Consider the following 26441-nt stretch of genomic DNA (forward strand, 5'->3'; position numbering starts at 1 on the left):
GGGATCCCGGGGGCGCATGTGGCAGGGTTGAGCGAACGGCTGGATGCATCCGAGCGGGTGCTTTTCCACGAGCGGGTACACCCGGCCATCTGGCTACGCCCGGGCGCCGTGCTCGGAATCGGTCTGTTCGCCATGCTGGGGGCGGGCGGGCCCGCTGCCGTCATCACCATCCTGGTCGGGCTGATCGACCTGTGCGGTCGGGCGTTGCAGGCGACCCGGATCGAACTGATGGTGACCGAGCGCCGGGTACTGGCCCGGACCGGGATCTTCCGGACGCGGGAGGTCGCAGTTGTGGGCGCGAACGCTGTCGAACTGATCCAGCATGGCCTCGCCAGGCATCTCGGGTTCGCGTTCGTTCGGCTCACGCCCGCCGAGGGAAATCCGCGGACGGTTGGCTTCGTTCCCGAGCCCGCGGCATTGCGCCAGGCGCTTGAGAGCGCCAGTCCGGCCTGAGACCGGCCCGTCGACTCAGGGGCGAGCGGCGCGCGGAAAGTCCGCGGCGGCGATGCGTTCCCAAAGACCCCGCCACACGGGCCAGCTATGCCCGCCTTGCCCGAGAAAGACCCGTTCCGATGGTAACTGTCGGGCCAGCAGATCCCCGGCCTCGGCGAAACGGTCATCACGGCCATAGCCGAGTACGATCCAGGGCCGATCCGCGCCTCGCGTGGTCTCTTTGAGCCAGCGCCAGTGCCTGCGCTGCCAGTCTTTACCCGCCGTGGTTTCGCCCGTCCATGTCGCCAGACCCCCGGCGTCGGCGATGTCCTGCACGAGGACCTCGTCCCCGGGGTAGGGCGCCAGCAGGATCAGCCCGTCGATCATGCCCGGGTGGGCCTGCGCGTAGAGCCCGGCGCCCAGACCGCCCGCCGAGATCCCCAGTAACCAGATGCGCTGGTAGCCCCGTGCGCGCGCTGGCCGGATGATGTCCTCGTGCAGCCGGTCAACGATCGTCTCGCTCGTGTAGTAGCCGAAATGCGCGTCGGCCGCGAGCAGGTCGTAGCCGCGCCCGGCACCGATTTCCATGAACCCCTCGTCGACGAAGTCCGGCCCGCGGTCGCCGCGCCCCGGCAGGAAGACGAGCAGGGTGTCGGACCGGCGCGCTTCCGGCTGAGCGATATTGCCCATGGGCTGCGTCGGCGGCGGTGCCCACGCGCAGGCGCTCAGGAAGAGCGCGGTCAAGAGGATGATCCATTTCGCCATCGGGCGGGGTCCACGCAGGTTGTCGGGCCGTCCCCGGGGGCGTCCTGCATGCCGCCCTGGCGGGGGGTGTGAAAAGCGAGTGTAGCGCCCCGTATCAACCAGGATACAATCCCGCGCTTGGCATCGTGGACGTTTTGGGCGACCCTCTCGTTCACGCTGGTCGGTATAAGGCCGGTCCATCATGCATTATCGGGGACGCGATCTTGACCGCAGAAGAAACCACGGACGACTCACTCGAACTCGGCAATCAGCTGTGTTTCAGCGTCTATTCGACGGCTCATGCGTTCACCCGCCTGTACACGAGCCTGCTGAAATCGCTTGATGTCACGTACACGCAGTACCTGGTCCTGCTGGTCCTGTGGGAAGAGGATGGCCCGACGGTGAAGGCGTTGGGCGATCGGCTCTCGCTGGATTCCGGCACGCTGACCCCCTTGTTGCGGCGACTCGAAGACGCGGGCTACGTCCATCGGGTACGCGCCGAGCGCGACCAGCGCTGCATGCACGTCTACCTCACGGAACATGGCCGCGCGGTCCGCCCCGACGTGCACGACGTGCGCCGCTCGGTGTTCGAGGCGACGGGCCTGAGCTTTGCGGAACTGAAAGATCTCCAGGGGCGACTGGAAACATTGCGCTCGGCGCTGGATTCGGCCGCCCAGCGCGGGTGATGGATCGCGGGTCAGCGCTGACCGATGGGCATCACTCGCGTGCCCTCGGTGATCGTTCTGGACGGCTGGAGTACCACGGTCTCGCCCTCGCTGAGGCCCTCCCGGATTTCGACGTCGAGTCCACCCTCGTGGCCAATCTGCACGCCACGCCGTTGGGCAATGCCATCGGCGATCACGTACACCGCGTAGCCGTCGTCGGTCTCGAAAAGGGCGTTCTCGGGGATCTGCACGACGTCTTCCGCGGACCAGAGGATGAACTCCGCCTCCACCCGATAGGCGTCGCCGAGGCCCCGCCACCGTGAATGCGGGGCGGTGATTTCGGCGATCACGCGGACACGCTGTTCCTCGACGCCGAGGGCCGATACCTCGGTGAACCCGGAGGGTTCCACGCGGCGTACGCGGCCGGGGAGGCTTTCCTCGCCACCCCAGCGATGGAACCGCACCTCCATGCCCGGCTCGATCCGCACCGCGTCCGCCGACAGGACCTCGACGACCACCTCCAGCGAGGCCGGGTTGCCCAGAACGAGCAGCGGCTCACCGGCGGCAACGACACCCTGGCTCTCGTGGTGCACGGCGAGCACCTGGCCGTCGACCGGTGCCTCGACGGGGACTTCGTCCGGTGTCTCGCTGCGTCCCGCGTACTGCAGTCGCGCCTCGGCGGCCGCCACTTCCTGACGGGCGACGTCGACGGCGTAGCGGGCCGATTCGAATTCCGCCTCGGCCCGCTCGGCCTCCGCCTCGGCCCGCTCTACCTCGTTGCGCGAGACCTGGCCGTCAATGCGCAGACCGGCGAGGCGCTCATACGTCGCCCGCGCGTAGCGGGCACTGGTGCGGGCGGCCTCCAGCCGTGCGCGTTCCGCCTGCAGTGCAGCGCGGGCGCGTTCGAGTGCCGCCTCGGCCTCGGCTCGGGCACGGGGATCGAGCGCACTGGCGGGCAGGGGACGTAGTGCCATCAGGACTTCACCAGCCGCGACCGTATCGCCCGGATCCAGTGTGACCCGGGGCGCCCAGCCGGCCACGGGTGACGACACGTCGTAGCGCTCGCGCACGCGGGTCCGTCCCTCTTCCTCGATCGTTTCCGTCAGCGGTCCGCGCTCCACTGTCGCCGTGGATACGGGTTCCGGTGCCGGTCGCAGCAGCCAGGCCACTGTGCCGATCACGACGAGACCGAGGACAGCGGGTACGAGATGGCGACGTCTGAGCATGTTCATTCCCGGATCTTGAGGACGGCCACGAGGTCCATGCGGTTCAGGCGTCGCGCGACGGCGATCGCCGAGAGCACGGCCGCGACGAGTATGACGGCGGCCGAGAACGCATAGGTGCTCGGTTCGATCACCAGCGGCACGCGGTAGAGTTCGGACGCGAGGCCGGCAACGACAAGCTGACAGAAAGCCCAGCCAAGGGCGAATGCCAGCGGCAGCGCGGCGAGTGTCAGCAGCGCAAGTTCGCCGAGCAGGATGTACGCCGTCTGGCCGCGCGTGAAGCCGAGGATACGCAGACTCCCGAGTTCCCGGGCGCGCTCGGCGTAGGCGAGGCGCGCCGCGTTGTAGACGACGCCGAGTGCGATCGAGCCCGCCAGCACTGTGTTGACGAAGGCGAAGATCAGCAGCGTGTCGCCCAGTGTCTCCTCGAACGATTCGATCGCCGCCGTACGGGGCGAGATCGCCGCGACGCGCGGACGACGTTCCAGGGCCCGTAGGGCCTCGGCCTCCCGGCCCGGTTCGACCGCGAGGTAGGCACCGGAGATCAGCGGTCCCTCCCCGAGCAACCGGTTCAGCGCGTCCAGGCGCATATAGGCCGAGACGCCGAGCATGTCGTCGACCAGGCCGGCGATGCGTATGCGATGCGTAGCGCCGCTGCCGTCGAGCAGTTCGACGGTCACCTGGTCGCCCGTTTCGACCGCGAGCGCGTCGCCCAGCCAGCGCGACATCAGCAGACCCCTTCCAGGCAGCGTAATCGGCTGATTATCGCGATCGAGCAGCCGGTGCAGCCTCGGGGTCGCCGGTACGCCCTGGATCGCGGTGCGGTGGCGACGCGGCCCATGGACAAGCTCCACGGGCACGCTCCGGAAGGGCTGGGCGCCGTTCACGCCGGGCAGGGAGGTCATCTCGAACAGTGCGTCGCGGCCGGATGGGTCAGCCAGCGTGACCGTCAGGTCTTCGCGGGCGGCCAGGTCGAACTGGACGTTCATCATGTAATCCAGCGCGTCCTCCTGGAAGTTGCCGACCATCAGGATCGCGCCGGCGAGCGCGATCCCGAGTACCGAGAGCAGTGACTTGGCGGGGTGACGTTCGAGATGACGCAGGATCATCCGGGTCGGCTGATCGAGCCAACGCTGGAGCCCGAGCCGCTCGACCAGCGTCGCCCGGTATATCGGTGGCGGCTCTGGTCGCATGGCCTCCGCCGGCGGCAGGCGCACCGCGGTCGCGACCGCCCGCAGCGTTCCGGCCAGCGCCGCGAGCAGCGCGACGCCCACGCCGGCGAGGGCCGTCGCGGGCGCCAGGTGGTACGCGAGATACGGATAGTGGAAGAAGCCGCCGTACATGGCCGCCAGGCCGTGGCCCGCCCACGCCCCGATCGCGACACCCGGTATCGCGCCGAGCAGGACCATGGCGCTGACCAGCAGCAGATAGTGGCCGCCGATCGTCCGGTCGCGATAGCCGAATGCCTTGAGCACGGCCACCTGTTCGCGCTGCTGGCGGATCGTGCGCTCGGTCACGATGTTGAGCAGGAATGCGGCCACGCCGAGGAACAGGAGCGGCACGATCACCGCGGTGTTGCGAAGCTGCTCCATCTCCTGGTCGAGATACTTGTGCGAGGCCTGATCGGCGCGCGTGTAGGCGCCGGTGCCGCCGTAGGGTGCGAGCAGGCGGTCCAGCGCCGGCATGACCGCCGCGGGCGAGGTCCCGTCCCGCAGGGTGAGTGCCAGATCGTTGAACGCGCCCTCCATGTCGTAGGCGGCCGCGAGGGCCGGGCGGCGCATCCAGCCGATCGCGTAGCGCCGGTAGTCCGGGAACATCGCACCGGGCTGGATCTGATAGACGAACTCCGGGGAGAGCCCGGTACCGGTGATGGTCAGGGTGCGCTTGCGCCCGTGGATCGTGGCTTCAAGGCGGTCGCCGGGACCAAGGCCATGCGCCTCGGCGAAGGGCACGCTGACCACGATTTCTCCGGTGGCGCCTGGCGCGGGCCGTCGCCCCTGCTTCACGTACAGCTGATTGAGGCGGGCAGGACCGCGCTCGGGAAGTGACACCAGCCGCGCGTTGACGGGGTCGTTGAAGCGGGGCACGTCGAGCGAGGCGCGCCCCGTGACGCGCGTCTGCAGGGCCGCGATCCCCTCGAGGTCCCGCACGCGGGCGGCCATGTGGGCGGGCGCACGGGTCACGCCCGCGAATACCTCGGCGAAGGCGTAGTCGTTGTAGAAAGCGCGCTGGGTCGTGTCGAGCGACGTGATGGTGGAGAACGAGATCACCCACATGGCAACCCCGCTGGCGACGACGGCGGCGATGGCGATCGCCTGGCCGCGCAGGATCCACAGGTCGCGCAGCAGCTTGCGCGAGAGCGCGCTCGGCCTCACCAGCTGAGCTCCGTGGGGTCGCGGGGGGAGTCGTTGATATCCACACCGGCGATCCGCCCGTCGCTGATGCGGATGGTCCGGTGCGCCATCCGTGCGATCACCGCGTTGTGCGTGATGACCGCGGTGGTCGTGCCGAGCTCCCGGTTCACGCGTTCGAGTGCCTGCAGGACCACGATGCCGGTCTTCGAGTCGAGCGCGCCGGTCGGTTCGTCGCACAGGAGCACGGCCGGGTTCTTGGCGATCGCGCGGGCGATGGCGACGCGCTGCTGCTCACCGCCGGACATCTGGGCGGGGAAATGATCGAGCCGCTGTTCGAGGCCGACCATCGCGAGCGCGGCCTCCGGTGTCATCGGGTCGCGGGCGATCTCGGTCACGATGGCGACATTCTCGCGCGCCGTGAGGCTGGGGATCAGGTTGTAGAACTGGAACACGAACCCGACGTGGTCACGCCGATAGCGAGTGAGCCCCGCGTCGTCGCTCGCCGTCAGTTCGTGGTCCCGATAGAAGACGCGACCGCGCGTGGGCACGTCGAGGCCGCCGAGGATATTCAGCAGCGTGGATTTGCCGCTGCCGGAGGCACCGAGCAGGACCGCCAGTTCCCCGGCATGCAACTCGAGGTCGACGCCGTTCAGGGCGTGGATGTCGAGTTCGCCGACGCGGTAACTCTTCACCAGGCCCTGGACACGGAAGACGGGTGCGTTGTTCGCCTTTGCCTGCTCCTGGATCGTGCTGGCCAACCGCTGTCGTCTCCATGCGATACAACCGGATTGGATTACCCGGTCTGGCGCCACTGGACTATACCAGCCGGTCGTGCCAGGGAGGTCACGATCGTTGCGCCAGACCGCGACCCTCGTAGCCGGTACGGGGGGGCATCGGTCATTTCTGGTTACCGGGCCACCCTACAGTTCGTCTCGGGGGATCTCCTCATCCCACTCAGCGGAGAACACCCGGGTATCACCCTCCCAGGCGTCCACGGTCGCGCGCAGCCGGAATGCCTCGGGCGTGGCGGTGAGGACCGTGCGCGTGGTCGCCGTGACGTGCCAGTCACCACGGTCGAAGGTCCTGCGGTTCTGGACCTCTCCCGACAGCGTGGCGTAGTCATCGTTCGCGCTGGCGTAGCGCTCCGTGACTTCATGGCCGAGCCGGGTGCCCGTGGTCTCGAGACGGTACGGCGCGTCGTCGTCCACGACCTCGAGAACCGCTTCGTTGCTTGCCAGATTGAACAGGACGTGCCACTCGCGTCGGGCGGCGCCGAGTACGGTGGTCGGCAGCGGTGTCGCCATCCGGGGCTCACCGAGGTCGCGCAGCTCGGCATCGGCCTCACGCGGTTCGCGATGCGGCAGATGGAGGGTGCTGTTGGCGGTGTGGACCGTCAGTTGTACCGGCTCCGGTGCGGGCCAGGCCAGCGGCCAGTAGGAACTGGAGATGGCGAGACGCAGACGGTTGCCAGCCGGGAAGCGCTGGCCCACGTGGTTCAGCGGAACGCGGACCTGGTAGCGCTGACCCGGGATGAGCGGTTCCGGTTCGGCGTGGCTGTCCCGATGCGAGAGATTGAGGAGACCATAGCTGACCAGCGTGGCCTTGCCGTCCGGCGCGACATCGGAGATGCGCACCGCCACCATGGCCTGCGGCCGGTCGGCCTCGATATCGAGCTCGACGAATGGCGCACCGAGGATCTCGATATCCCGCTCCAGGGCGGGGGAGTCGAACACGAGCGAGCCACCGTCCTCCAGCCGCTGATCCGTCGGCAGGTCGGTGCTCTCGGAGTAGCTGCACCACTTGCCCGCGAACAGGCCGACCGACAGCGGGCTCTGGATCGAGAGGGCCACGCCTGTCCGGGTCGCCGGGTCCAGTTCGAGGCGACCGGGCGCAAGCGCCCAGGGCATTCCCTGGATGCCCTCGGCGGGCCAGTCCGCTTCCGCGACCCAGCGGCCGGGCCGGTCATCCGAATGGGGCGATACGCTGTCCTGCATCCAGGCGCGGATGCGCGGCTCATGCTCGATGCCGTTATCGACCCCCGTGAGCCATCGATCCCACCAGCTCAGGCACTCGCCGAGGAAATCGATCGCCGGACCGGGGCCGCCGAGGTGCGGATACTTGTGGTTCCACGGACCGACCAGCCCCTTGCGCGGGACGTCGAGGTGCCGCATCAGCCGGAAGACGGTATTGCAGTAACCGTCGGCCCAGCCGCTGACGGCGAAGACCGGGCAGCGGATGGCGGCGAAGTCCTCGCACACGGATGCGTGGCGCCAGTAGTCGTCCCGCCGCTGGTGGCGCAGCCACTCGCGCAGCCAGAGGCCGCTGCCTTGCAGCCGCTGCAGCCAGAGGCCGCGCCAGGCATCGCCGACGACGGCGGGATCCGGTGGGCAGGCGTTGTATGAGGCCATGACGGAAGCCCAGGAGAGGTTGTCGGTCAACAGGCAGCCGCCCATGTAGTGCACGTCATCGGCGTAGCGATCATCGGAAGAGCAGACGGTGATCACGGCATGCAGTTCCGGCGGCTGCAGTGCCGCGATCTGGAGTGCGTTGAACCCGCCCCAGGAGATGCCGATCATGCCGACACGGCCGTTGCACCAGGGCTGCTCGGCGAGCCAGCGCAGGATCGTCAGGCCGTCGTCGAGTTCCGTCTGCAGATATTCATCCTCGAGTACGCCCTCGGAACTGCCGGAGCCGCGCAGGTCGACCCGGATCGCCGCGTAACCGTGCATGGCGAACCAGCGATGGTGCTGATCGTCGCGGACCGCCCGGAAGTCGTCGAGGCGATACGGGATGTATTCGAGAACCGCCGGCACACGCCGTTCACGCGCACCCGGCGGCAGCCAGACCCGGCCGGCCAGCCGGCAGCCATCGCTCATCGGGATGGATACCTGTTCCAGGACCTCGACTTCGTGTTCGCTGCAGCCGGTCATGTATCAGCGCTCTCGTTTTCAGGGGCCGTGAGTTACAGTAAATGCATTGGCGCCGGCACGCACCATCGCGTGCGGCAAAGCGCGTCCGGCAAGTGTGCCTCCCAGGGAGATGATGTGCGCATAATCGAGGACTTCCCGCGGCCCGTGCGGGTCATCGAGAACGTGTGGATTCCGATGAGTGACGGTGTGCGTCTCGCCGCCCGGGTCTGGTTGCCGGATGATGCGGAAGACGACCCCGTGCCGGCACTGCTCGAATGCATGCCGTACCGCAAACGCGACTTCACGCGGCTGCGGGATGAACCCCTGCACACCTACCTGGCGGGGCATGGCTACGCCTCGGTCCGCCTCGATCTGCGTGGCTCGGGCGACTCCGAGGGGCTCATGGCCGATGAATACGCCGAGCAGGAACACGACGACATCATCGAAGTACTGACCTGGCTGGAGGCGCAGCCCTGGTGCAGCGGCGGGGTCGGCATGTTCGGCATCTCCTGGGGCGGGTTCAACTCGCTTCAGGTCGCGGCGCGGCGGCCGCCGCAGCTCAAGGCGATCGTGACCATGTGCTCGACCGACGATCGCTATGCGGACGACGTCCACTACAAGGGCGGCTGCCTGCTGACGGAGAATCTCAACTGGGGTTCGGTCTTCCTGATTTCCGCCAACGCACCACCCGACCCGGAATTGATCGGTCCCGATTGGCGCGAGCGCTGGCGGTACCGGCTCGAGAACGCGGCGTTGTACCCGTCGATCTGGATGCGACATGCGCTGCGGGACGACTACTGGCGCTTTGGCTCGGTCTGCGAGGATTTCGCGGCGATCGAATGTCCCGTATACGCCGTCGGCGGCTGGGCCGACGGTTATTCGAACGCGATCCCGCGCATGATGGCGGGCTTGTCCGCGCCGTCGAAGGCGCTGATTGGACCGTGGTCGCACGCGTTCCCGCACGTGGGGGCGCCGGGGCCCAGTATCGGCTTTTTCCAGGAAATGCTCCGCTGGTGGGATTACTGGCTGAAAGGCCAGGACACCGGAATCATGGACGAGCCGGCCATGCGCGTATGGATGCAGGAATCGGTCCGCCCGGCGCCGGTGTACGAGGAACGGCCAGGGCGCTGGGTGGCGGAGGCCCGCTGGCCGTCACCGCGTATCCAGTCGCGGCAGTGGTACCTCAACGTCCTTTCGCTCGGCGACAGTCCGGCCACCGAGGACCGCCTGCACGTGCGCTCGCCGGAGACGGCCGGGTTGGCGGCAGGCGACTGGTATGGATTCGGTGGCGAGGGCGAATCGCCGGTCGACCAGCGCGAAGACGACGGCAAGTCGATGGTGTTCGATTCCGATCCGCTCACGGAACGCCTGGAGATCCTCGGCGCACCGGTCGCCACGCTGGAACTGTCGGTCGACCAGCCGGTCGCGCAGGTGACGGTGCGACTCAACGATGTGGACTCGGACGGCGCATCGACGCGCGTGTCGTATGGGGTGCTCAATCTCACGCAGCGCAATGGACCGGACCGTTATGAAGAACTGGTCCCCGGAACGCGTTACCGCGTGCGGATCCAGCTCAACGACATCGCCCACGCCTTTCCGCCGGGGCATACCGTGCGGGTCGCCGTGTCGACCGCTTACTGGCCGGTCCTCTGGCCCGCTCCACGACCGGTCAAGCTGACCGTGTATACCGGCGCCAGCCGATTCGAACTCCCAGAGCGTCCGCCCAACCCGGAGGACGATCAGCTGGAGCCTTTCGAGGCCCCCGAGCGGGGCCCGCGCCCGGTGGCCACCACGCTGCAGACCGCCCCCCTGCGGCGCACTGTCGAGCGGGATCTGACCACGGGGGATTCCGTGTACCGCGTATATGCCGACAGCGGCGAATTCGATGGCGCTTCGCTTGCCCGGATCGAGGACATCGATCTCACCGTCGGTTACACCATCCGGCGCACGTACCGGATCGGTGAGTACGATCCGACGACCGCCGAGGTCCGCATCGAGCAGGAGACCGAGCATCGGCGCGATGACTGGTCGGCGCGCCTGTACTGCGTCACCCGCCTCACGGCCGACGTCGATCATTTCTATCTCGAAGCGACGCTTACGGCCTACGAGGGCGAGGAAGTCCTGGTAAACCGGGAGTGGAACGAGCGGATACCGAGGAGGATTCCGCCTTCGTCAGCTTCCGGTTGAAACCTTTTCTCGCGCAGAGACGCAAAGCACGCGGAGAAAGGCGGCCCTGTTCCTCATGAGTTGTCGATTGTCGCCTGTGTAGACCGGTTCGCGAGCAGGCTCGCTCCTGCAGCCCCGCGCCGGTGCGCTGTAGGAGCGGCCCGGGACGCGAACCGATATCCGGTATCTCGCATCCCTCGCGCAGGCCCCCGTCCCTTGTTCGACTCAGCACGATCCAAGGGTTCCCTTCGCGTCCCTTGGCGGCCTTCGCGCCTTGGCGAGAACCCGTTGACGCACGGTGTATCGCCCGGGATTTCCTCCTTGCGATCAGGTTGTGCGCAACCCGTATCGGGCCACGGCCGCCTCCATGATGAGTCCCATCATCCCGGCGTAGCTGTAGCCCGCCCAGCCGGCCATCATCGCCATCTTGCCGTCGTGGTACCAGGTCGGGTTGGTGTTGGCGTCGAGCAGACGCGGAATGCCGTCGGCCCCGTTGCGGAAGTCGATCCGGGCGTAATCGCGGAAGCCGAATCGCCGGAACAGTTTGGCGCAGCCGTCGACGAGCCGGGCGTGCGTCACCTCGTCGAGCTCCGCCTGGCGGAATGTCAGCCGATTCCAGTAGGCGGATTCCGGGTCCGCTTTGGATCCGTAGGTCAGCACGGGTGGCAACTCCGGCGGCAGCGCGCTGTAATCGACCTCCAGCGGCGGCAGGACGGTAAAACCGTCCGCCGGATTGCCGATCAGCCCCACGGTGAATTCGGAGCCGGTCAGAAAATCCTGGATCACCGCCTCCGGCGGCTGCAGTTGGCCCGCGAGCCAATGCAGATACTCCTCCGCCTCGTTGGCGTCATGGACCACGCAGGACGCCGAGATACCGAAGCTGCCGCCGCTGTTGTTGGGTTTGATCAGCGCCGGATAGCTGGCCGGCAGCACCAGCGGATTGTCGGTCAGATCGACAAACGTCTCGTTGGGCACCGGTATGCCGAGACGCTCCGCCCCCATGGAGACCAGCGCCTTGTCGGTGGAAACGCTGATGGCCATCGGGTCGGCGCCCGTGTACGGAATCTGCAGCATCTCCAGGAACGCCGGGATATTGCGTTCGAGTTCCCACTGGTTGCGATAACCGGTATCGCAGAGATTCAGCACCAGGTCCGGCGGCGCCGCGCGCAGGTCGTCGATCAGTCGTTCGTGATCGTCGAACCAGGTGAAGCGGTAGCCTTCGAGTTCGGCCAGCGCTTCGCCAAGGCGACGGGCCCCTTCGATCTCCTCTTCACCGAAATGGCCGTCGACGGAATACGGATAGGGCAGGCGGGGGTCTCCGAGGAGTACACCCACGTGCAGGGGCTGTCGGCTCGGCTGTGCGGTCATGGGCGATCCCACCGGGTTGATTGCTCAGCGATCAATGTACGTTGACTGCCCGGCATAAGGCCAGCGTGTCGCATTCCGCGTGCCGTCGGCGGTGTCCGGGCTCGCACGGTCACGCCGGTCTTGCCGGCCTGGCGGCATTCCTCCATGCTGATCCGTAAACCTGATCGCGAGGACATAAGTAATGCTCGACCCGGTGCTCAAACGGATCGACGACGGCCTGGATGCGTCCATCGAACGCTGGTCCGAACTGCTGCGCATTCCGAGCGTGAGCACGGATCCGGCCTATGCCGACGACGCCCGCCGCGCCGCGCACTGGCTGATGGGGCAGTTCGAGGCGCTCGGGTTCACGATGGAACTGCACGAGACCGAAGGGCATCCGGTCGTGCTGGGGCATCATCCGGGACCGGGTGGCGATGCGCCGCACCTGCTGTATTACGGCCACTACGACGTGCAGCCGGCGGATCCGGTCGAACTCTGGGACTCCGGGCCGTTCGAGCCGACCGTGGTCGACAGCGCGCACGGGAAGAAGATGGTTGCCCGCGGCGCGGTCGACGACAAGGGCCAGCTCATGATGTGGGTCGAGGCCCTGCGCGCCTGGCAGGCGGAGCACGGCACGCTGCCGGTCGAGACGACGGTCCTGGTTGAGGGCGAGGAGGAGATCGGCAGCAAGCACCTGCGCCCGTTCCTCGAGGCGCAGCGCGAGCGGCTCGCCGCGGCGGACGTCTGCGTCGTCAGCGACACCACCATGTGGGACGTCGACACCCCCGCGATCACCTACAGCCTGCGCGGACTGCTGTACACGGAGATCACTTGTCGCGGCCCGTCGCGCGATCTCCATTCCGGCTTCTACGGCGGCGCCGTGGTCAATCCACTCAACGCGCTCGCCCGGGTGCTGGCGGATCTGCACGACGACGATGGCCGGATCCGCATCCCCGGTTTCTATGATCAGGTGCTGGAACCGGGCGAGGCCGAGCGCGCCGCCTGGGAAAACCTGGATATGGACGAGGGCGCGTTCCTCGAAGGCGCCGGCGTGACGGTCGGCGGCGGCGAACGCGACCGGACCCTACTGGAGCGCGTCTGGACCCGCCCGACCGGGGACGTGAATGGCCTCTACGGCGGCTATACCGGCGCCGGCGCCAAAACGGTCATCGCGACCGAGGGGACCGCCAAGGTGAGCTTCCGCCTGGTCCCCGATCAGGATCCGGACGCGGTCGCGGAAGGCTTCCGGCGTTTCCTCGACGAGCACACGCCGGCCGGCTGCAGCTGCGAACTCACGATCCATTCGGCCGCGCCGGCGATCCGGATCGATCCCGAGTCGGCGTGGCTGCGCACCGCCTGCGCGGCGATGGGCGATATCTACGGGCGCGAGGCCGTGCCGATCGGCTGCGGCGGCTCGATCCCGATTGCCGCATGGGCCCGCGAGATCCTCGGCATCGACACGCTGCTGATGGGTTTCAGTCTCGATGACGACGCCATGCACAGCCCGAACGAGAAGTTCGAGATCACCTGTTTCGAGCGAGGGATGAAGTCACATGTCGCTCTGCTTGCGCGGATCGCCGAGGGGCGGACCTGAGGGCACAGCAGGTACGTGACGGGCGCATGGGTGAGCAGATCAGCGAGACCATGGACGATACCGGTGTGAGGCCGGTCACCTATCGCCTCTACATACGGGTTCCCTGTCGCGTCGCGATCGATCCGGGACGCCTTGGAAGGCATGTGCTCGTTCGAGGATGGTACGTTTATACGGGCAGCGCGCGACGCAACATGGCGGCTCGGCTGCGCCATCATCTCGCGGGGAATGACACGCGCCGCTGGCATATCGACTGGTTGCTGGGCGCTGGTCTGGGACAGGTGATGCATATACGGCTCGACACCGAATCGGAATGCACCGTCAACGGGCGGATCGAAGGACGTGTCGTCATCCCGCGTTTCGGTGCGACCGACTGCCGGCGTCGCTGCGGCAGTCACCTCTTATGGCTCGGTACCCGGCGGCCGCGCGCGGTTCCGCGTGATCCCGGCCGGCGCCGCACGCACAGTGCAGTCGCCGCCGTCGAGCGTTCCGGGCGCCCTGCATGAATCGGATCGAGGCGCGCCCGGCTCGGGGCATCACGCGTGAAGTGCTCGAGGACGATGCTGTCCGCGCGGCAATCAGCGAGACGCACCCTGAGGTGCCACTGCTCGCCGACGAGACGCTGCGTGCATCGATGGAGCGGACGCTCCAGCAGCGCCCGGCGCGGGTCGATGCGGACGGCGTCTGGCTGTTCGCCTACGGGTCACTGCTGTGGAATCCCTGTATCGAAGTGGCGCAGCGGTGTCCGGCACGGCTGTATGGCTACCACCGGGATTTCCGGCTGAAGCTGACCTACGGCCGCGGCACGCCGGAAACACCCGGGCTGATGCTGGGACTGGTCCCGGGCGGATCCTGTCGCGGCATGGCGCTGCGCGTGCCCGCCGAGATACTGAGGCAGGAGCTGATGCTGGTCTGGCGACGGGAGATGCTCACGGGAGTCTACGTCCCACGCTGGCTTACGCTGAAAACGCCCGGTGGCGATCTGCCGGCGATCGCGTTCACCGTGGATCGCACCCATGACTGTTATTGCGGTCGGCTTGGCGAGGACGACACGGTAGCCCTGATGGCTACGGGCCAGGGGCTGCTCGGGACCGCCCAGGATTATCTGGAAAGCACCGTCGGGCATCTCGATTCCGAAGGGATATACGACCGGCGCCTGCACCATCTGCGCGCGTGCGTCAGGCGCTACCGCGCGGGAGGCGGGTAGGCCGTGGCGCGCGATGAACTGCACGCCCGCTTCCTGGAGATCGCCAATGGCCTGTCGCCAGACCTCCGGGTAGCGATGGAACGCGTCGGCCCGCCCGAACCGCGTGACCGTGGTGATCAGCCGGTTGCAGGATTCCTCGCGCGCGCCGTGGTCGGTCAGCAGCTGTCGACGCATGCGGCCGCCACGATCTGGTCGCGGGTCGAGGCGATGGCGGATGGCGAGGGGATCGCCATTCCGGACGATCTCACCGACGAGCACTTCGATGTCTTGCGCGCCTGCGGGGTGTCGCGTGGTAAGGCGCGCGCGCTGCTCGCCATCCGGACCGCGCAGGCGGAAGGCCGGCTGGATGGTGCTTCCCTGGCGGCGCTCGATCACGCCGAGCGCTCGCGCCGCCTGCGCGCGATCCACGGGGTCGGCCAATGGACCTGCGATATGGTTGCGATCTTCCACTGTGGTGACGCGGATGTCTGGCCCGAGACCGACGTGGCGGTGCAGCGCACGTTCACAGGCCTGATCAGCCGGCGCCGCAAGCCTGCACGGGCGGCGGCGCGATTCTCGCCACAGCGTTCATGGCTGGCCCGTTACATGTGGCGTATCACCGATACCGAGCCAGACGGTGACTGAGTTGCAGCGCTGGCGATCTGGCCAGAAGCGTTGCCATTCGTGGACCGCCGGGCCACACGGTATCTTCTTCGGAATAGGGGCTCGGAGCACGCCGTTTTGAAGTCGTTTGTGTGGGGATTGCTGGCCGTCTCGGCTCTGCTGTTTTCACCGTCGATCCTCGCCGCCGACTGTGGCGCCCGGGAGTCGGTGACCCAGCGCGTACTCTGTTATGCCGAACTTGCGGTCGCCGCGGAAGAGGTGGCGCCATGCGATGCGGCCGAAGATGTCCGTGTGCGCGATCAGTGCTACGGCGTGTTCGCCGTCCAGACCGGACGTCCGGCCGCCTGTCGCGCGATCCCCGGGAACGATCAGCGCCCGGTGAGTCTCCGGCAGATCTGTCTCAGCGATGTCGCGATCGTCAGCGGCGAACCCGCGCTGTGCGGCGAGGTGACAGACTCGAATCTGCGCGATACCTGTTACCTGAAGCTGCGTCGCGATACCGGCGACCCCGGCCTGTGCGAGCGCATCGCCGAGCCGGCACTGCGAAGCCTCTGCAAGCGCTGAACCAACCCGTTCAGTGGCATGCGTCCGGCACTCTGTCCGCAATCCAGGCTCCTACCGCTTTGCCCGGATGTCCTTTCCATCACGGATCTGGGCGACCGCGATGCCCATGGTCTCCCGCCAGCGGTGTTCCAACTGCCCGTCGAATTGTGAATCGGTTTCCGCCAGCGTTTTGAGCAGCGATTCGAGCCAGTTGTCATACATCCAGGGCTCGATCCGATAGCCCTTTTTTCCGTGGCTTTTATGGAGGCGTTTCAATTCGTGGTCGCCGAGATCGCCGCCCCCCGCGTAGAGGATCGACGCGCTGATGCCGTGCCGGAGCAGGTGGATCTGCTGTTGCCAGTCGGTATCCACGAACTTCGCGGCGATCTCGGGGTGACTCCCCACGAAAATCGTGTAGAAGCGCGAGAGGAAATCGCGCCGCTGTAGACAGCGGTTGAAGCTCTGGTGGACGTCGGCGTAGGTGTCGGCCATGTGGATACCCGCTCGCGGCTGCAGTCGAGGGCGGAGTCTGCCGCAGTGCGCGTGCGCTCGTATTGATCTGGCTCAAGTCTCCGGTGGGCCGGGGGCAGATGTACCGGCGTTTTCAGGCGTCGGCCGGTGCGTTGGAGGGCTCGCCGGAGAGCGTGTCGATCGGTACGGGCTGGCCCGAGAAATGGCCCTGGACGAAGTCGACGTCGATGGACCGGAGGGCTTCCAGCGTCGCGCGGTCCTCGACGTATTCGGCAACGGTCGTCAATCCCAGCACGCGGCCGATGTCGTTGATGGATCGGACCAGCGCATGGTCGACCGGATCACGCGCGATATCGCGCACGAACTGGCCGTCGATCTTCAGCGTATCGACGGGCAGGGAGCGCAGATAGCCGAACGAGGAGAGACCGCTGCCGAAGTCGTCCAGTGCGAATCGGCAGCCGAGCGTGGCGAGCCGTCTCATGAAACGGCTCGCCTGGGCGAGATGACCGATCGCGGCGGTCTCCGTGATCTCGAAACGAAGCTGTGAGGGCGATAGCGGGGCGCTCCGCAGATCGGTAACCAGGTGCTCCGCGAATTCGGGGTCGTCCACCGATGTGCCGGAGAGGTTGATCGCGCAGGCATCGATGCGCGCCACCAGTTCAGGGTGGTGCCGGAACCAGTCGAAAACGGCGCCGATCACCCAGCGGTCGATACGGGTTGCGAGGCCATAACGTTCCGCGGCCGGCAGGAAGCTGCTCGGCAACAGGAGCCGGTCATCGTCCGTGCGCATGCGGACCAGAACCTCGAAATGCATGCCGTGCTCAGGGACTTCCCGACGGAGATCGACGATCGGCTGGATGTACAGCTCGAATTCGTCGTGCTCAAGCGCCCGTGTGATACGGCTGATCCATTCGATCTGGCCATGTCGGCGCTGCATCTCGCGGTCGTCGGCGCGGTAGACGTGGGCGCGCCCGCCGCCGGCTTCCTTGGCCACGGCACAGGCGGTATCCGCGTTGCGCATGATTTCGCTGACCGCGCTCTCATGCGGCAGGATTTCCGCCACACCGATACTCAGATCAAGGCGGAAAACCTGATCGTCCCAGAAGAAGCGGAAGTCTCCGATGGCGCGGACGAGATCCTCGGCGATCCGCAACGCGTGCGGGGCGTCGCAGTTCTCCAGCAGCAGGGCGAACTCGTCGCCGCCGAGGCGCGCGATGGTATCGCCGGTACGCACATGCTGATGCAGCACACCGGCAACCTGCCGCAGTACTTCATCGCCCGCGATGTGTCCCTGACTGTCGTTGACGACCTTGAACCGGTCGAGATCGATGTAGCATATGGAATGCACGCGGTCGGCCTGTCGGCGTGCGGCGATCAGGCGGTTCAGTCGCCTCTCGAATTCGCGCCGATTGGTCAGTTCCGTCAGCGCGTCGTGGCTCGCTTCGTACTGCAGCCGAGCGGAGAGTTCCACCGATTCGGTGATGTCCTGGAGCTCGACGATCAGATAACGGTCATCGATCGGCAGATCGCTCACCGCGGCGATCGCCACCGAAGTCCACAGCGTCTGACCATCGGCGCGGCGCAGACGGATATCGACCTCCGCCCGGGTGCGCGTGCCGTCGGCGAGCGCCTCGAGCGTCGCCTCGAATCCCCGGCGGTCCTCATCGATGACGAGGTCGGTCAGGGGCAGATCGCGCGGCGGCTCCTGCGGGTAGTGGAGCAAATCCCGCAGGGTCGGGTTCATCTGGAAGATTCCCCCGTCAAGCCGCGCCAGGGCCATGCCGATCGGGGCCTGGTCGAATGCCGTATGGAACCGCTGTTCACTGCGGGCGAGTGCTTCGCGGGCGCGGACGGCTTCATCCATTTTAGCCCGTATGTGCCGATTCGCCGCTTCCGCCTCGGCGTTGGTTTGCTCGAGGCGCGCCGCCATTTCGTGCGTCTGCCGGAAGTTGGCCGCGTGGTTACGCCCGGCCGCCGCCAGCGCCAGGAGGTAGACCACGGTCATGGGCCCCAGAGCGAGTCCCGCTGCCCCCGTATTGAAGAACAGCCAGGCGGCGACGGGCAGGATGATCAGGGACGTATAGCCGAGGTACAGGCTCCAGATGCAGCCCAGAAACGGGATCGCGCCCGCCGCGAGTCCGGCGATCGCGATCAGGAGTATGAGGCTCTCGTGCGGTGTCGCATCACCCAGAAACAGCCAGGGCGTGATGCCCCAGAGCATCGCCGACACCATGGTGGAGGCGACGATCGGTCCGAGGGCGTGCCGAGGAGGGGTCGCGTCGCGCACGGCATGCGCGTGTCGGAGCGCGAAGCCACGCGCTGCGGTTACGACGACGAGTGCGACCAGCCAGGCGATCACGCTCGCCAGCGTCGCCACCTGCGCCATCGCGGCCGCGACAATCGCCGCAAGGGCCAGGTTTACGGCCAGCGAAATACGACCCTGCCGGATGAGATGATCGAGTATGGAGCGCTGGACGGAGGGTGCGGAACGATCCGGATCGTCCGCGGTGCTCGCTCTGTCTGCGTGCATCGCGTCACGCATTGCGCGTGGCGCCGGTCAGGGACGGCACCGGGGGCGAACCGCAGGGCGGACCGGCTTGGCGAGGGCACCGGCTGCTCCTGGCGAACAGATCGGAGGGATGCTGCCGGTGCCGTGTTGTCATGGCTGCCGCCTACATCGCCATGGAGGAAAAGTCGTAATCGCGTTCCGTGCCCGGTTCCTGAAGGAACTCTCCCTGGATCATGTCGGTGCCCAACCCCCAAAGCACCGACAGGCTGCCCGCGTCCTTCACGCCGGGGCAGATCGTCTGCTTGCCTTCTTCGGATGCCCTCGCGGCGATCTCGCGGATCGCCTCCTGGTTCTGGGTGTTCTGCTGAAGGTTATGCGTGAATTCGTCGTTCACGCGCAGATAGTCCACCGACACGTGCCGGGTGACCTGGAACGGATCGCTCCCATGGCCGAAACCGGACAGGCATATGCGGCATCCGATCGTGTGGACCGCCTTCGCGAAGGCGCTCGCCTGTTTGATCCGGTTCGCGGCGGCGCCGGCGTCGAGCTGGAAGACCAGTGCACCGTCCGGCAGATCGATCTGCGAGACACGGTCGTGGATCCACTTGAACAGGCCGGGATCGTCGAACGCGTGCCCGGATAGCGGCACGAAGAACACGGAACTGTCGTCGACCTTGATCTGTTCGATCAGGGCCTTCAGGGCGTTGAGCACTGTCCAGCGATCGAGTCCCTTCGACATGCCGGTACGCTCGGCGGCGGCGAGCATGTCCGGATCCTCGACCGGTTGGCCATTGTCGTCGAGCACGCGGAACACGACTTCATACCGCGGGACGCTCTCGCCGGTCAGGCCGACGATCGGTTCGAAGAGCAACTGCAGTTGCTCGTTGCGCAGTACCTCGCGGATGCGCTCGACCCACTGCTGGTCGATCTGCTTCTGTGAGAGCTCGCCTTCTTTGGGCTGATAGATGCGATGCGCGTCCGGACCCGCTTTCAGGGCCTCTTCCCAGGCGCGCTCCGCACGCGAGAGGATGTCGTTGGGATCGGTCGTGCTGCCGTCGATCCGGGCGATCCCGATCGTGGCCGTAACGCCGACCGAGGTCCCGTTGACGTCGCAGATGTGATCCTTGATCGCGCCCCGAACCCGGTCGGCGAGTTCGTCCAGGCTCGCCTGGTCCGAGATCGGTGTCAGCACGGCGAAGGTGGCGCCATCGAGTCGGGCGACCTGGTCTTCATCGCCGAAGGTATCCTGCAGCACACCGGCGATATCGCCGATGACCTGGTCGGATCCGAGGATGCCGACGCGATCCTTGACCGAGCCGAAATCGTCCAGCGCCAGTTCCAGCAGGCTGGACTCGCCTTCCTCGCGTTCGGCGCGCGTGAGCGCCTCCTGCAGGAGTTCCATGAAGTGCTGGCGGTTGAACAGGCCGGTGACGCTGTCGCGCTGGCTGAGCAGATTGAGCTGCTTCTCGAGTTCTTCCGTGTTGCCCTGGTGGCGGATGATGATCTGGCTGCAGGCCTCGCCCTCGATCGAGGCGCGCGAGAATTCGACCTCGGCCTGGAAATGGCTGCCGTTGGCCTGTTGCAGCGCGAGTTCCAGGGTGCCCACGGCCTGGTCGCTGGTGGAGTAGTTGCGCAGGAACTCCTTGAGTTTCGCCTGGTCTTCCGACTGCACCATGTCGATCATCGGCATGCCCTCGACTTCCTCGAAGGCTTCGTAGCCGAACAGGGTCAGATACGCATCATTCGCGAGTACGTGCATGCCGTCGTGGATGTAGGCGATCGCATCGCGGGAGGACTCCATCAGGGCCCGGGCCCGTTGCTCGCTCTCGCGGTAGGCGGTGCTCAGCCAGTGTGCCTGGCGGCGAACCAGGACACGGTCGAGTTCGCGCACGATCGCATGGCGCATCTGTTCCTGGTCGTTCGGCTGGACACGCTCGGCCGCACCCATTGCCAGCGCCTTGCCCACCGTCAGGTCTTCGTTCTCGCCGAACGCGATCACCGGCACGAAAAGTTCGTGTGAACGGATCGCCTCGATGGTGTCGCTCAGCGACAGGTCCATAGCGGCGAGCGAGTGCATCACCACGTCGACCGTGCCCTTCGCGAGGGCCGCGTCGAGTTCCTCCCGGTCTTCGGCCCGGACGGCCTTCACGGCGTAACCGGCCGGTCGCATCATCGAAGTGACGAATTCGGCGTCGTCGAGCGCGTCGCTGATCATCAGCAACCGGATTGTCGATTGGCTGTTCAAGGCGTTGCAGGGCCTCCCGCCTGGTCCAGCATGGACGTTGTGATGCCATCATGGCACCCGCTCCAGTCATGCGCGAGCGGGGTCTTCCCGGGGCGGCCAGCCTCTTCGACCACAAGCCGTGGCACCAGGTAACCGGGGAGTCGGGCCGCGACGGCTGCCATGAGTCGACGGGCCTCATCGGATCCGGTTTCGAAGTGGGCGGCGCCCCTCACCGGATCCAGCATGTGCAGATAATACGGCAGCACGCCGGCCGCGAACAGCCGGCGCGAGAGTTCGACCATCGCATCCACGTCGTCGTTGACTCCCCGCAGAAGCACTGCCTGATTCAGTACCATTGCCCCGGTGGCTCGCAGACGCGCGATTGCCGCACCCACCGTCGCGTCGATCTCATTGCCGTGATTGGCATGCACGACAACGACTGTAGCAAGACGCGTGTCCCCCAACCAGGCGCAGAGTCGATCATCGACACGCTCGGGTAATACGACGGGCAGCCGGGAATGGATTCGCAGTGTGGTGACGTGAGGGATCGCCTCGATGCGCTCGACCAGGTCGGCGAGCTTGCGGTCGGACAGCGACAACGGGTCGCCGCCGCTGAGGATCACCTCCCCGATAGTGTCGTCGCCGGCGATATAATCGAGCGCGGACTGCCAGTCGTCCGGCCTTGGGTTCGCATCGGCATAGGGGAATTCGCGCCGGAAGCAGTAGCGGCAGTGGATGCCACAGGCTCCGGTCGTGACCAGCAGCACACGACCGTAGTACTTGTGGAGCACGCCGGGGCGGATCATGGCCGCCTGGTCGCCGACCGGATCCGGTCCGAATCCGGGGACCTCCCGCGCTTCGGCCGCGCTCGGCAGGACCTGCGCCAGCAGCGGGTCGTCCGGGTCGCCGTGGCGCATCCGGGCGACATAGCCGCGCGGCACCCGCACCGGAAAGCCGGCATCCCCGGCCGCATCCTCCGGCAGGCCGAGCAGGGACCGCAGTTCGCCCGCATCACGGACCGCCGACGCGAGCTCACGCTGCCATTCCGGCGCCGTCGCGGGCGTGGAGTCGTTTTTTTGCTTCCGGGTTGCCGGTATCATAGCCGTCCGATTTTTCCCGGCTTCCCGACGAGGGTCAAATGGCGACATATAGCACGAGCGAGTTCAAGGCAGGCCTCAAGATCATGCTGGACGGCGATCCCTTCCAGATCGTCGAGAATGAATTCGTCAAACCGGGCAAGGGCCAGGCCTTCAACCGGGTCAAGGTGCGCAACCTCAAGACCGGCCGCGTGGTCGAGCGGACGTTCAAGTCCGGCGATTCCGTCGAGGCCGCCGACGTGATCGACACCGAGATGACCTACCTGTACTCCGATGGCGAGTACTGGCACTTCATGGACCCGAACTCATTCGAGCAGATCGCCGCCGACGCGGCCGCGATGGGCGACGCCCACAAATGGCTGCGCGAGCAGGATACGGTGGAGATGACGCTCTACAACGGTGAGCCCCTCACGGTAACGCCGCCGAACTTCGCGGATCTGCGCATCGTGGAGACGGATCCCGGCATCCGGGGCGACACTGCCCAGGGCGGTACCAAGCCCGCCACGCTGGAGACCGGCGCCGTGGCCAAAGTGCCGCTATTCGTCGAGGAGGGCGAGGTGATCCGCGTCGACACGCGCAAAGGCGAATACGTCAGCCGGGTGAAGGAATAACCCGCATACGCCGTCATCGGCAGGTCGCCGCGCCCGTTGGGGACACGGGCGACGGCGTCGGCCGCAGCGGCCCGTGTTGGCCGGCCCTCGCTCCTCCCTGGCGCAAATCATGACGGGATCGGGAGACTCTGGCCTCTGGCGGCCCGTCGCCGGAGCCGACATCCTGCGCCTGCGGGCCCGCATGCGCGGCCGGCTCCGCGCGTTCTTCGACGCGAGCGACGTGCTCGAGGTCGATACTCCCGCGCTCTCCGCGGCCGCTCCAACCGAGCCGCGGGTAGAGCCGGTGCGCGCGCGCGTTCTCGGCGAAGACCGCTTCCTGCAGACCTCGCCCGAATTCCCCATGAAACGCCTGCTGGCGGCCGGCGTCGGCGATTGCTGGCAACTGGCGCGAGTGTACCGGGACGGTGAACGCGGACGCTGGCATCAGCCCGAGTTCGATCTGCTCGAGTGGTATCGCCTCGGGTTTGACCATCACGAGCTGATGGAAGAGGTGGAGGCCGTCATCGCGGCCACGCTCGCGCCGGAACGGCCCGTGCGGGCCGCCGAGTACATCACGTATGCCGACGCGTTCCGCCGTCACGCCGGTGTTGATCCGCTGACGGCGGGCATGGATGAATTGCGCGCCATCGCGGATGACAATGGGCTGTCGTCGGTCCCGGGGCTCGACGATCAGGACCGCGATGGCTGGCTCGATCGCCTGCTGACCGGCCTGGTCGCGCCGCGGTTCGCACCCGATCGGTTGACCTTTCTGTACGACTGGCCGGCCTCGCAGGCCGCGCTGGCGCGCATCGATGCCGCGGATCCGCGCATAGCGGCCCGGTTCGAGGCCTTCTGGGGCGAACTCGAACTGGCCAACGGCTTCCATGAACTGGCGGACGCCGCCGAGCAGCGGGCGCGCTTCGAGACCGAAAATCGCGCGCGTTACGCCGAGGGTGTGGCCACGATCCCGGTGGATGAGCGGATGCTGGCGGCGCTCGAAGCGGGACTGCCCGACTGCGCCGGCGTCGCGCTGGGCTTCGATCGGCTGGTCATGCTGGCCGCCGGAGCGGATACAATCGACGCTGTCCTCCCGTTTCCGTTTGAGCGAGCATGAGCGATCCCACCGAAAATGACGTCCTGCGGTGCGGCCAGATCAACATGGCCCATTTCGAGCGCCTGATCGAAGGTCTTGGGATGACCGTCGTCTGGGTCGACGAGGGCGAGGCCATCCCCGGCACCCATTGGGGTGAGCCGGAGGCGGGGCTGATCGGCGACCGGCTCTACCTCCGCGGCGATACGCCGGTCCATTCCGCGCTCCATGAGGCCGGGCATTTCGCCTGTATGGACGCGAGCCGGCGTGAGCGGCTGCATACCGATGCCGGTGGCACGGCGATCGAGGAGTGCGCGGTGTGTTATCTCCAGATCGTGCTGGCGCAGGAACTGCCGGATGTCGGCAGCGCACGGATGCAGCACGATATGGACCGCTGGGGGTATACCTTCCGCCTCGGCAGTGCCCGCGAATGGTTCGAGCATGACGCGGAAGACGCCCGCGCTTATCTCGTCGAGCGCAATATCATCGGGGCGATGCGCTGGGCGGCCGAGCGGGGTGGTTCCGGTTCGTAGGAGCGGGCGCGGTGGGAACACCGCCGGTCCCGTGTACGCGCTGATCGTCCCCAACCCCCGTGCGGGCACGATCGCGAGCAAGCTCGCTCCTACAGGTGTATTCGCACCGGATTGCAGGATTCATGTAGGAGCGAGCTTGCTCGCGATGGGGTCGGCTTGCGGGGCTGTTTCGGGAATTCTGTTTGCGTGTAGACGTGGATGTGGCCTGGGCAGGATTGCCGGGCACGTCCGTGTGCCCGGTCCTTCGGACTCGCTTCGCTCGCGCTGAATTGCGTCCTGCAATTCAGTCGAACTCAGGTTCTCATCAGGGCTACCCGGATCGCCAGATAAGGAAAGCCGGCACGCAGCCGGCTTTCCTTATCTGGCGCCCCGGGCAGGACTCGAACCTGCGACCACTCCCTTAGGAGGGGAGTGCTCTATCCAGCTGAGCTACCGGGGCGGGTGACGCGGTTGTACCGGTGGGGGCGGGTGCGGTCAAGCCGCGCGGTGGCCATTCCCGGCGATCAGCGGCTGATCAGCCCGAATCGGTTACGTGGCGCACCGCCCGGTGCCAGCCCGCAAGGCGGCGATCGCGTTCCTCGTTCGTGATCGAGGGCTCGAAGCGCGCCTCCAGCGCCCACTGGCCGCGTACTTCCTCCAGGGAGCCCCAGACGCCGTGGCCGAGGCCCGCGAGGTAGCTGGCGCCGAGGGCCGTGGTCTCGGTATCGCGCGGGCGTTCCACCGAGACGCCGACCAGGTCGGCCAGGCGCTGCAGGAGCCAGTTGTTGGGCACCATCCCGCCATCAACGCGCAGCTCGCGCACCGGCGTGTTCGCATCGGCGGCCATGGCGACGACCAGGTCGTGGGTCTGGTAGCACACCGCCTCGAGCGCGGCGCGGGTCAGTTCGGGGACACCGGTTTTGCGGGTGAGACCGAAGATGGCGCCGCGGGCATCGGGATCCCAGTAGGGCGCGCCGAGGCCGGTGAAAGCGGGCACCAGGTAGACGTCGTCGTCGGGATCGGCCCGGCGGGCGTATTCCTCGCTGTCGGTCGCACTCTCGAGCATGCCGAGGTCATCGCGGAGCCATTTGATCGTGGCGCCGGCGACAAAGATCGAACCTTCGAGCGCGTAGGTGGGCTGGCCCGCGAGCCGATAGGCCATCGTCGTCAGCAGGCGATTGTGTGACGTGACCGGCGTCGGCCCCGTGTTCATCAGGGCGAAACAACCCGTGCCGTAGGTGCTCTTGATCATGCCGGGCGTGAAGCAGGTCTGGCCCACCACGGCGGCGTGCTGGTCGCCGGCGACCCCGCGGATCGGCAGGGCTCGGCCGATATAGCCGGAATCCGCGCTCCCGAAATCGTCTGCCGAGTCGAGCACCGTGGGCAGCATCGAGCGGGGGACGTCGAACAGCGCGAGCAGTTCATCGTCCCAGCGCTGCTCATGGATATTGAACAGCATCGTCCGCGATGCGTTGGTCGCGTCGGTGGCGTGCACGCGGCCGCCCGTAAGGCGCCAGATGAGCCAGCTGTCGACCGTGCCGAAGGCGAGCCGCCCGGCGGTCGCCTTGTCGCGGGCGCCCGGTACGTTGTCGAGGATCCAGGCCACCTTGGTGGCCGAGAAATAGGGGTCGAGGAGCAGGCCCGAGCGCTCCGTGACCTGCGCTTCGTAACCCTCCGATTTGAGGCGTGCGCAGTACTCGGCCGTTCTGCGGTCCTGCCAGACGATGGCGTTGTGTATGGCCTCGCCCGAGCGGGTATCCCAGACCACCGTGGTCTCGCGCTGGTTCGTGATGCCCAGTGCGACCACATCGACGCCCTCGCGGTCGGCTTGGCCCAATGCTTCGCGCGCGACCCGCAGCGTCGATTGCCAGAGATCCTCGGGATCGTGTTCGACCCAGCCGCCATGCGGGTAATGCTGATCGAACTCGAGTTGGGATGACGCGACCACGCGCCCGCGAAAATCATGGACGATGGCGCGGGAACTGGTGGTCCCCTGGTCGATCGCGAGAATTCCGCCCGGCATGGCCCCGCCTCCTCACTGATTGTTCCCGGCAACCCGGTAGTACGCATGCGTTGTCCGCTCGACGCGACAATCATCGATCGATTATGAAAAATGTCAAGCGCGGATGTTCGAAACCGAAAAAATCGATTACCCTCTGTGACC

22 protein-coding genes and 1 tRNA gene are annotated in these 26441 nt (G+C 66.9%); 11 read left to right on the forward strand and 12 right to left on the reverse strand.

The features are described from left to right. The first annotated feature begins 18 nt into the window (after positions 1–18). Complete coding sequence (locus A0W70_RS09270) at positions 19–453, forward strand: PH domain-containing protein (RefSeq protein ID WP_139150817.1); 435 nt, start codon at positions 19–21, stop codon at positions 451–453. Positions 454–468: 15 nt separating this feature from the next. On the opposite strand, the gene A0W70_RS09275 is transcribed toward A0W70_RS09270, so the two are convergent. Continuing rightward, complete coding sequence (locus A0W70_RS09275; RefSeq protein ID WP_083330906.1) at positions 469–1197, reverse strand: hypothetical protein; 729 nt, start codon at positions 1195–1197, stop codon at positions 469–471. A gap of 203 nt (positions 1198–1400) precedes the next feature. On the opposite strand from A0W70_RS09275, the gene A0W70_RS09280 reads away from it, so the two are divergent. Further along, positions 1401–1862: a MarR family winged helix-turn-helix transcriptional regulator gene (locus A0W70_RS09280; protein ID WP_070989055.1), complete on the forward strand. Its 462-nt coding sequence runs from the start codon at positions 1401–1403 to the stop codon at positions 1860–1862. Positions 1863–1873: 11 nt separating this feature from the next. Here A0W70_RS09280 and A0W70_RS09285 read toward each other — a convergent pair whose 3' ends face one another. The 4 genes from A0W70_RS09285 to A0W70_RS09300 all read right to left on the reverse strand — a co-directional run bounded on the left by A0W70_RS09285 (position 1874) and on the right by A0W70_RS09300 (position 8348). After that, positions 1874–3067 (reverse strand): efflux RND transporter periplasmic adaptor subunit, encoded by a 1194-nt coding sequence (locus tag A0W70_RS09285; protein WP_070989110.1) that lies wholly within the window; start codon positions 3065–3067, stop codon positions 1874–1876. A gap of 2 nt (positions 3068–3069) precedes the next feature. Next, positions 3070–5439, reverse strand: coding sequence for an ABC transporter permease (locus A0W70_RS09290; RefSeq protein WP_245675848.1), 2370 nt, complete (start codon positions 5437–5439; stop codon positions 3070–3072). Then, complete coding sequence (locus A0W70_RS09295) at positions 5436–6176, reverse strand: ABC transporter ATP-binding protein (protein ID WP_245675849.1); 741 nt, start codon at positions 6174–6176, stop codon at positions 5436–5438. Before A0W70_RS09295 ends, A0W70_RS09290 begins: the two co-directional genes overlap by 4 nt. A gap of 162 nt (positions 6177–6338) precedes the next feature. Further along, the gene (locus tag A0W70_RS09300) at positions 6339–8348 is read right to left on the reverse strand and encodes a CocE/NonD family hydrolase (RefSeq protein ID WP_070989056.1); all 2010 of its coding nucleotides are present in this window, start codon (positions 8346–8348) and stop codon (positions 6339–6341) included. Between the two features lie 114 nt (positions 8349–8462). On the opposite strand from A0W70_RS09300, the gene A0W70_RS09305 reads away from it, so the two are divergent. Continuing rightward, positions 8463–10514 carry a CocE/NonD family hydrolase gene (locus A0W70_RS09305; protein ID WP_070989057.1) on the forward strand — a complete coding sequence of 684 codons (2052 nt, stop codon included), beginning with the start codon at positions 8463–8465 and terminating at the stop codon, positions 10512–10514. 306 nt (positions 10515–10820) lie between these two features. Here A0W70_RS09305 and A0W70_RS09310 read toward each other — a convergent pair whose 3' ends face one another. Beyond that, a complete protein-coding gene (locus tag A0W70_RS09310; RefSeq protein ID WP_070989058.1) occupies positions 10821–11861 on the reverse strand; it encodes a D-alanine--D-alanine ligase family protein in 1041 nt (346 codons plus the stop codon). 181 nt (positions 11862–12042) lie between these two features. On the opposite strand from A0W70_RS09310, the gene A0W70_RS09315 reads away from it, so the two are divergent. The 5 genes from A0W70_RS09315 (at position 12043) to A0W70_RS09335 (ending at position 15805) form a co-directional block, all read left to right on the forward strand. After that, positions 12043–13434 (forward strand): dipeptidase, encoded by a 1392-nt coding sequence (locus A0W70_RS09315; RefSeq protein ID WP_070989059.1) that lies wholly within the window; start codon positions 12043–12045, stop codon positions 13432–13434. A gap of 26 nt (positions 13435–13460) precedes the next feature. Continuing rightward, positions 13461–13937, forward strand: coding sequence for a GIY-YIG nuclease family protein (locus tag A0W70_RS09320; protein WP_083330907.1), 477 nt, complete (start codon positions 13461–13463; stop codon positions 13935–13937). After that, complete coding sequence (locus A0W70_RS09325) at positions 13934–14638, forward strand: gamma-glutamylcyclotransferase (protein ID WP_070989060.1); 705 nt, start codon at positions 13934–13936, stop codon at positions 14636–14638. Before A0W70_RS09320 ends, A0W70_RS09325 begins: the two co-directional genes overlap by 4 nt. A gap of 3 nt (positions 14639–14641) precedes the next feature. Beyond that, on the forward strand, positions 14642–15262 hold the full coding sequence (locus A0W70_RS09330) for a DNA-3-methyladenine glycosylase family protein (protein ID WP_070989061.1): 621 nt from the start codon (positions 14642–14644) through the stop codon (positions 15260–15262). 96 nt (positions 15263–15358) lie between these two features. Next, on the forward strand, positions 15359–15805 hold the full coding sequence (locus tag A0W70_RS09335; RefSeq protein ID WP_070989062.1) for a hypothetical protein: 447 nt from the start codon (positions 15359–15361) through the stop codon (positions 15803–15805). Positions 15806–15856: 51 nt separating this feature from the next. On the opposite strand, the gene A0W70_RS09340 is transcribed toward A0W70_RS09335, so the two are convergent. From A0W70_RS09340 to epmB, 4 genes are all read right to left on the reverse strand, one after another. Next, positions 15857–16276: a globin gene (locus A0W70_RS09340; RefSeq protein WP_070989063.1), complete on the reverse strand. Its 420-nt coding sequence runs from the start codon at positions 16274–16276 to the stop codon at positions 15857–15859. A gap of 112 nt (positions 16277–16388) precedes the next feature. Next, positions 16389–18785: a putative bifunctional diguanylate cyclase/phosphodiesterase gene (locus A0W70_RS09345; RefSeq protein WP_175443096.1), complete on the reverse strand. Its 2397-nt coding sequence runs from the start codon at positions 18783–18785 to the stop codon at positions 16389–16391. A 142-nt stretch (positions 18786–18927) separates the two neighbouring features. Further along, positions 18928–21009 (reverse strand): EAL domain-containing response regulator, encoded by a 2082-nt coding sequence (locus A0W70_RS09350; RefSeq protein ID WP_139150819.1) that lies wholly within the window; start codon positions 21007–21009, stop codon positions 18928–18930. Further along, on the reverse strand, positions 21006–22088 hold the full coding sequence (gene epmB / locus A0W70_RS09355; RefSeq protein WP_070989066.1) for an EF-P beta-lysylation protein EpmB: 1083 nt from the start codon (positions 22086–22088) through the stop codon (positions 21006–21008). Before epmB ends, A0W70_RS09350 begins: the two co-directional genes overlap by 4 nt. A 38-nt stretch (positions 22089–22126) precedes the next feature. On the opposite strand from epmB, the gene efp reads away from it, so the two are divergent. The 3 genes from efp (at position 22127) to A0W70_RS09370 (ending at position 24298) form a co-directional block, all read left to right on the forward strand. Next, positions 22127–22696, forward strand: a complete 570-nt coding sequence (efp, locus tag A0W70_RS09360; RefSeq protein ID WP_070989067.1) for an elongation factor P — start codon at positions 22127–22129, stop codon at positions 22694–22696. Between the two features lie 109 nt (positions 22697–22805). After that, on the forward strand, positions 22806–23789 hold the full coding sequence (gene epmA / locus A0W70_RS09365) for an EF-P lysine aminoacylase EpmA (RefSeq protein WP_070989068.1): 984 nt from the start codon (positions 22806–22808) through the stop codon (positions 23787–23789). Next, positions 23786–24298 carry a hypothetical protein gene (locus A0W70_RS09370; RefSeq protein ID WP_070989069.1) on the forward strand — a complete coding sequence of 171 codons (513 nt, stop codon included), beginning with the start codon at positions 23786–23788 and terminating at the stop codon, positions 24296–24298. Before epmA ends, A0W70_RS09370 begins: the two co-directional genes overlap by 4 nt. Before the next feature lie 362 nt (positions 24299–24660). Here A0W70_RS09370 and A0W70_RS09375 read toward each other — a convergent pair. Next, positions 24661–24737 (reverse strand) — tRNA-Arg (locus A0W70_RS09375). Between the two features lie 75 nt (positions 24738–24812). Further along, the gene (gene glpK / locus A0W70_RS09380; RefSeq protein WP_070989070.1) at positions 24813–26300 is read right to left on the reverse strand and encodes a glycerol kinase GlpK; all 1488 of its coding nucleotides are present in this window, start codon (positions 26298–26300) and stop codon (positions 24813–24815) included. Positions 26301–26441 lie beyond the last annotated feature (141 nt).

The organism is Halofilum ochraceum (assembly GCF_001614315.2).
GTDB classification, from domain to species: domain Bacteria; phylum Pseudomonadota; class Gammaproteobacteria; order XJ16; family Halofilaceae; genus Halofilum; species Halofilum ochraceum.

Bases quoted from the DNA above. Each gene is read 5' to 3' on its own strand.
- A0W70_RS09285 (WP_070989110.1), bottom strand. From the start codon at position 3,067: ATGCTCAGACGTCGCCATCTCGTACCCGCTGTCCTCGGTCTCGTCGTG.
- A0W70_RS09320 (WP_083330907.1), top strand. From the start codon at position 13,461: ATGGGTGAGCAGATCAGCGAGACCATGGACGATACCGGTGTGAGGCCG.
- A0W70_RS09345 (WP_175443096.1), bottom strand. From the start codon at position 18,785: ATGCACGCAGACAGAGCGAGCACCGCGGACGATCCGGATCGTTCCGCA.
- efp (WP_070989067.1), top strand. From the start codon at position 22,127: ATGGCGACATATAGCACGAGCGAGTTCAAGGCAGGCCTCAAGATCATG.
- A0W70_RS09325 (WP_070989060.1), top strand. From the start codon at position 13,934: ATGAATCGGATCGAGGCGCGCCCGGCTCGGGGCATCACGCGTGAAGTG.
- A0W70_RS09315 (WP_070989059.1), top strand. From the start codon at position 12,043: ATGCTCGACCCGGTGCTCAAACGGATCGACGACGGCCTGGATGCGTCC.
- A0W70_RS09300 (WP_070989056.1), bottom strand. From the start codon at position 8,348: ATGACCGGCTGCAGCGAACACGAAGTCGAGGTCCTGGAACAGGTATCC.
- epmB (WP_070989066.1), bottom strand. From the start codon at position 22,088: ATGATACCGGCAACCCGGAAGCAAAAAAACGACTCCACGCCCGCGACG.
- epmA (WP_070989068.1), top strand. From the start codon at position 22,806: ATGACGGGATCGGGAGACTCTGGCCTCTGGCGGCCCGTCGCCGGAGCC.
- A0W70_RS09340 (WP_070989063.1), bottom strand. From the start codon at position 16,276: ATGGCCGACACCTACGCCGACGTCCACCAGAGCTTCAACCGCTGTCTA.
- glpK (WP_070989070.1), bottom strand. From the start codon at position 26,300: ATGCCGGGCGGAATTCTCGCGATCGACCAGGGGACCACCAGTTCCCGC.
- A0W70_RS09310 (WP_070989058.1), bottom strand. From the start codon at position 11,861: ATGACCGCACAGCCGAGCCGACAGCCCCTGCACGTGGGTGTACTCCTC.
- A0W70_RS09370 (WP_070989069.1), top strand. From the start codon at position 23,786: ATGAGCGATCCCACCGAAAATGACGTCCTGCGGTGCGGCCAGATCAAC.
- A0W70_RS09275 (WP_083330906.1), bottom strand. From the start codon at position 1,197: ATGGCGAAATGGATCATCCTCTTGACCGCGCTCTTCCTGAGCGCCTGC.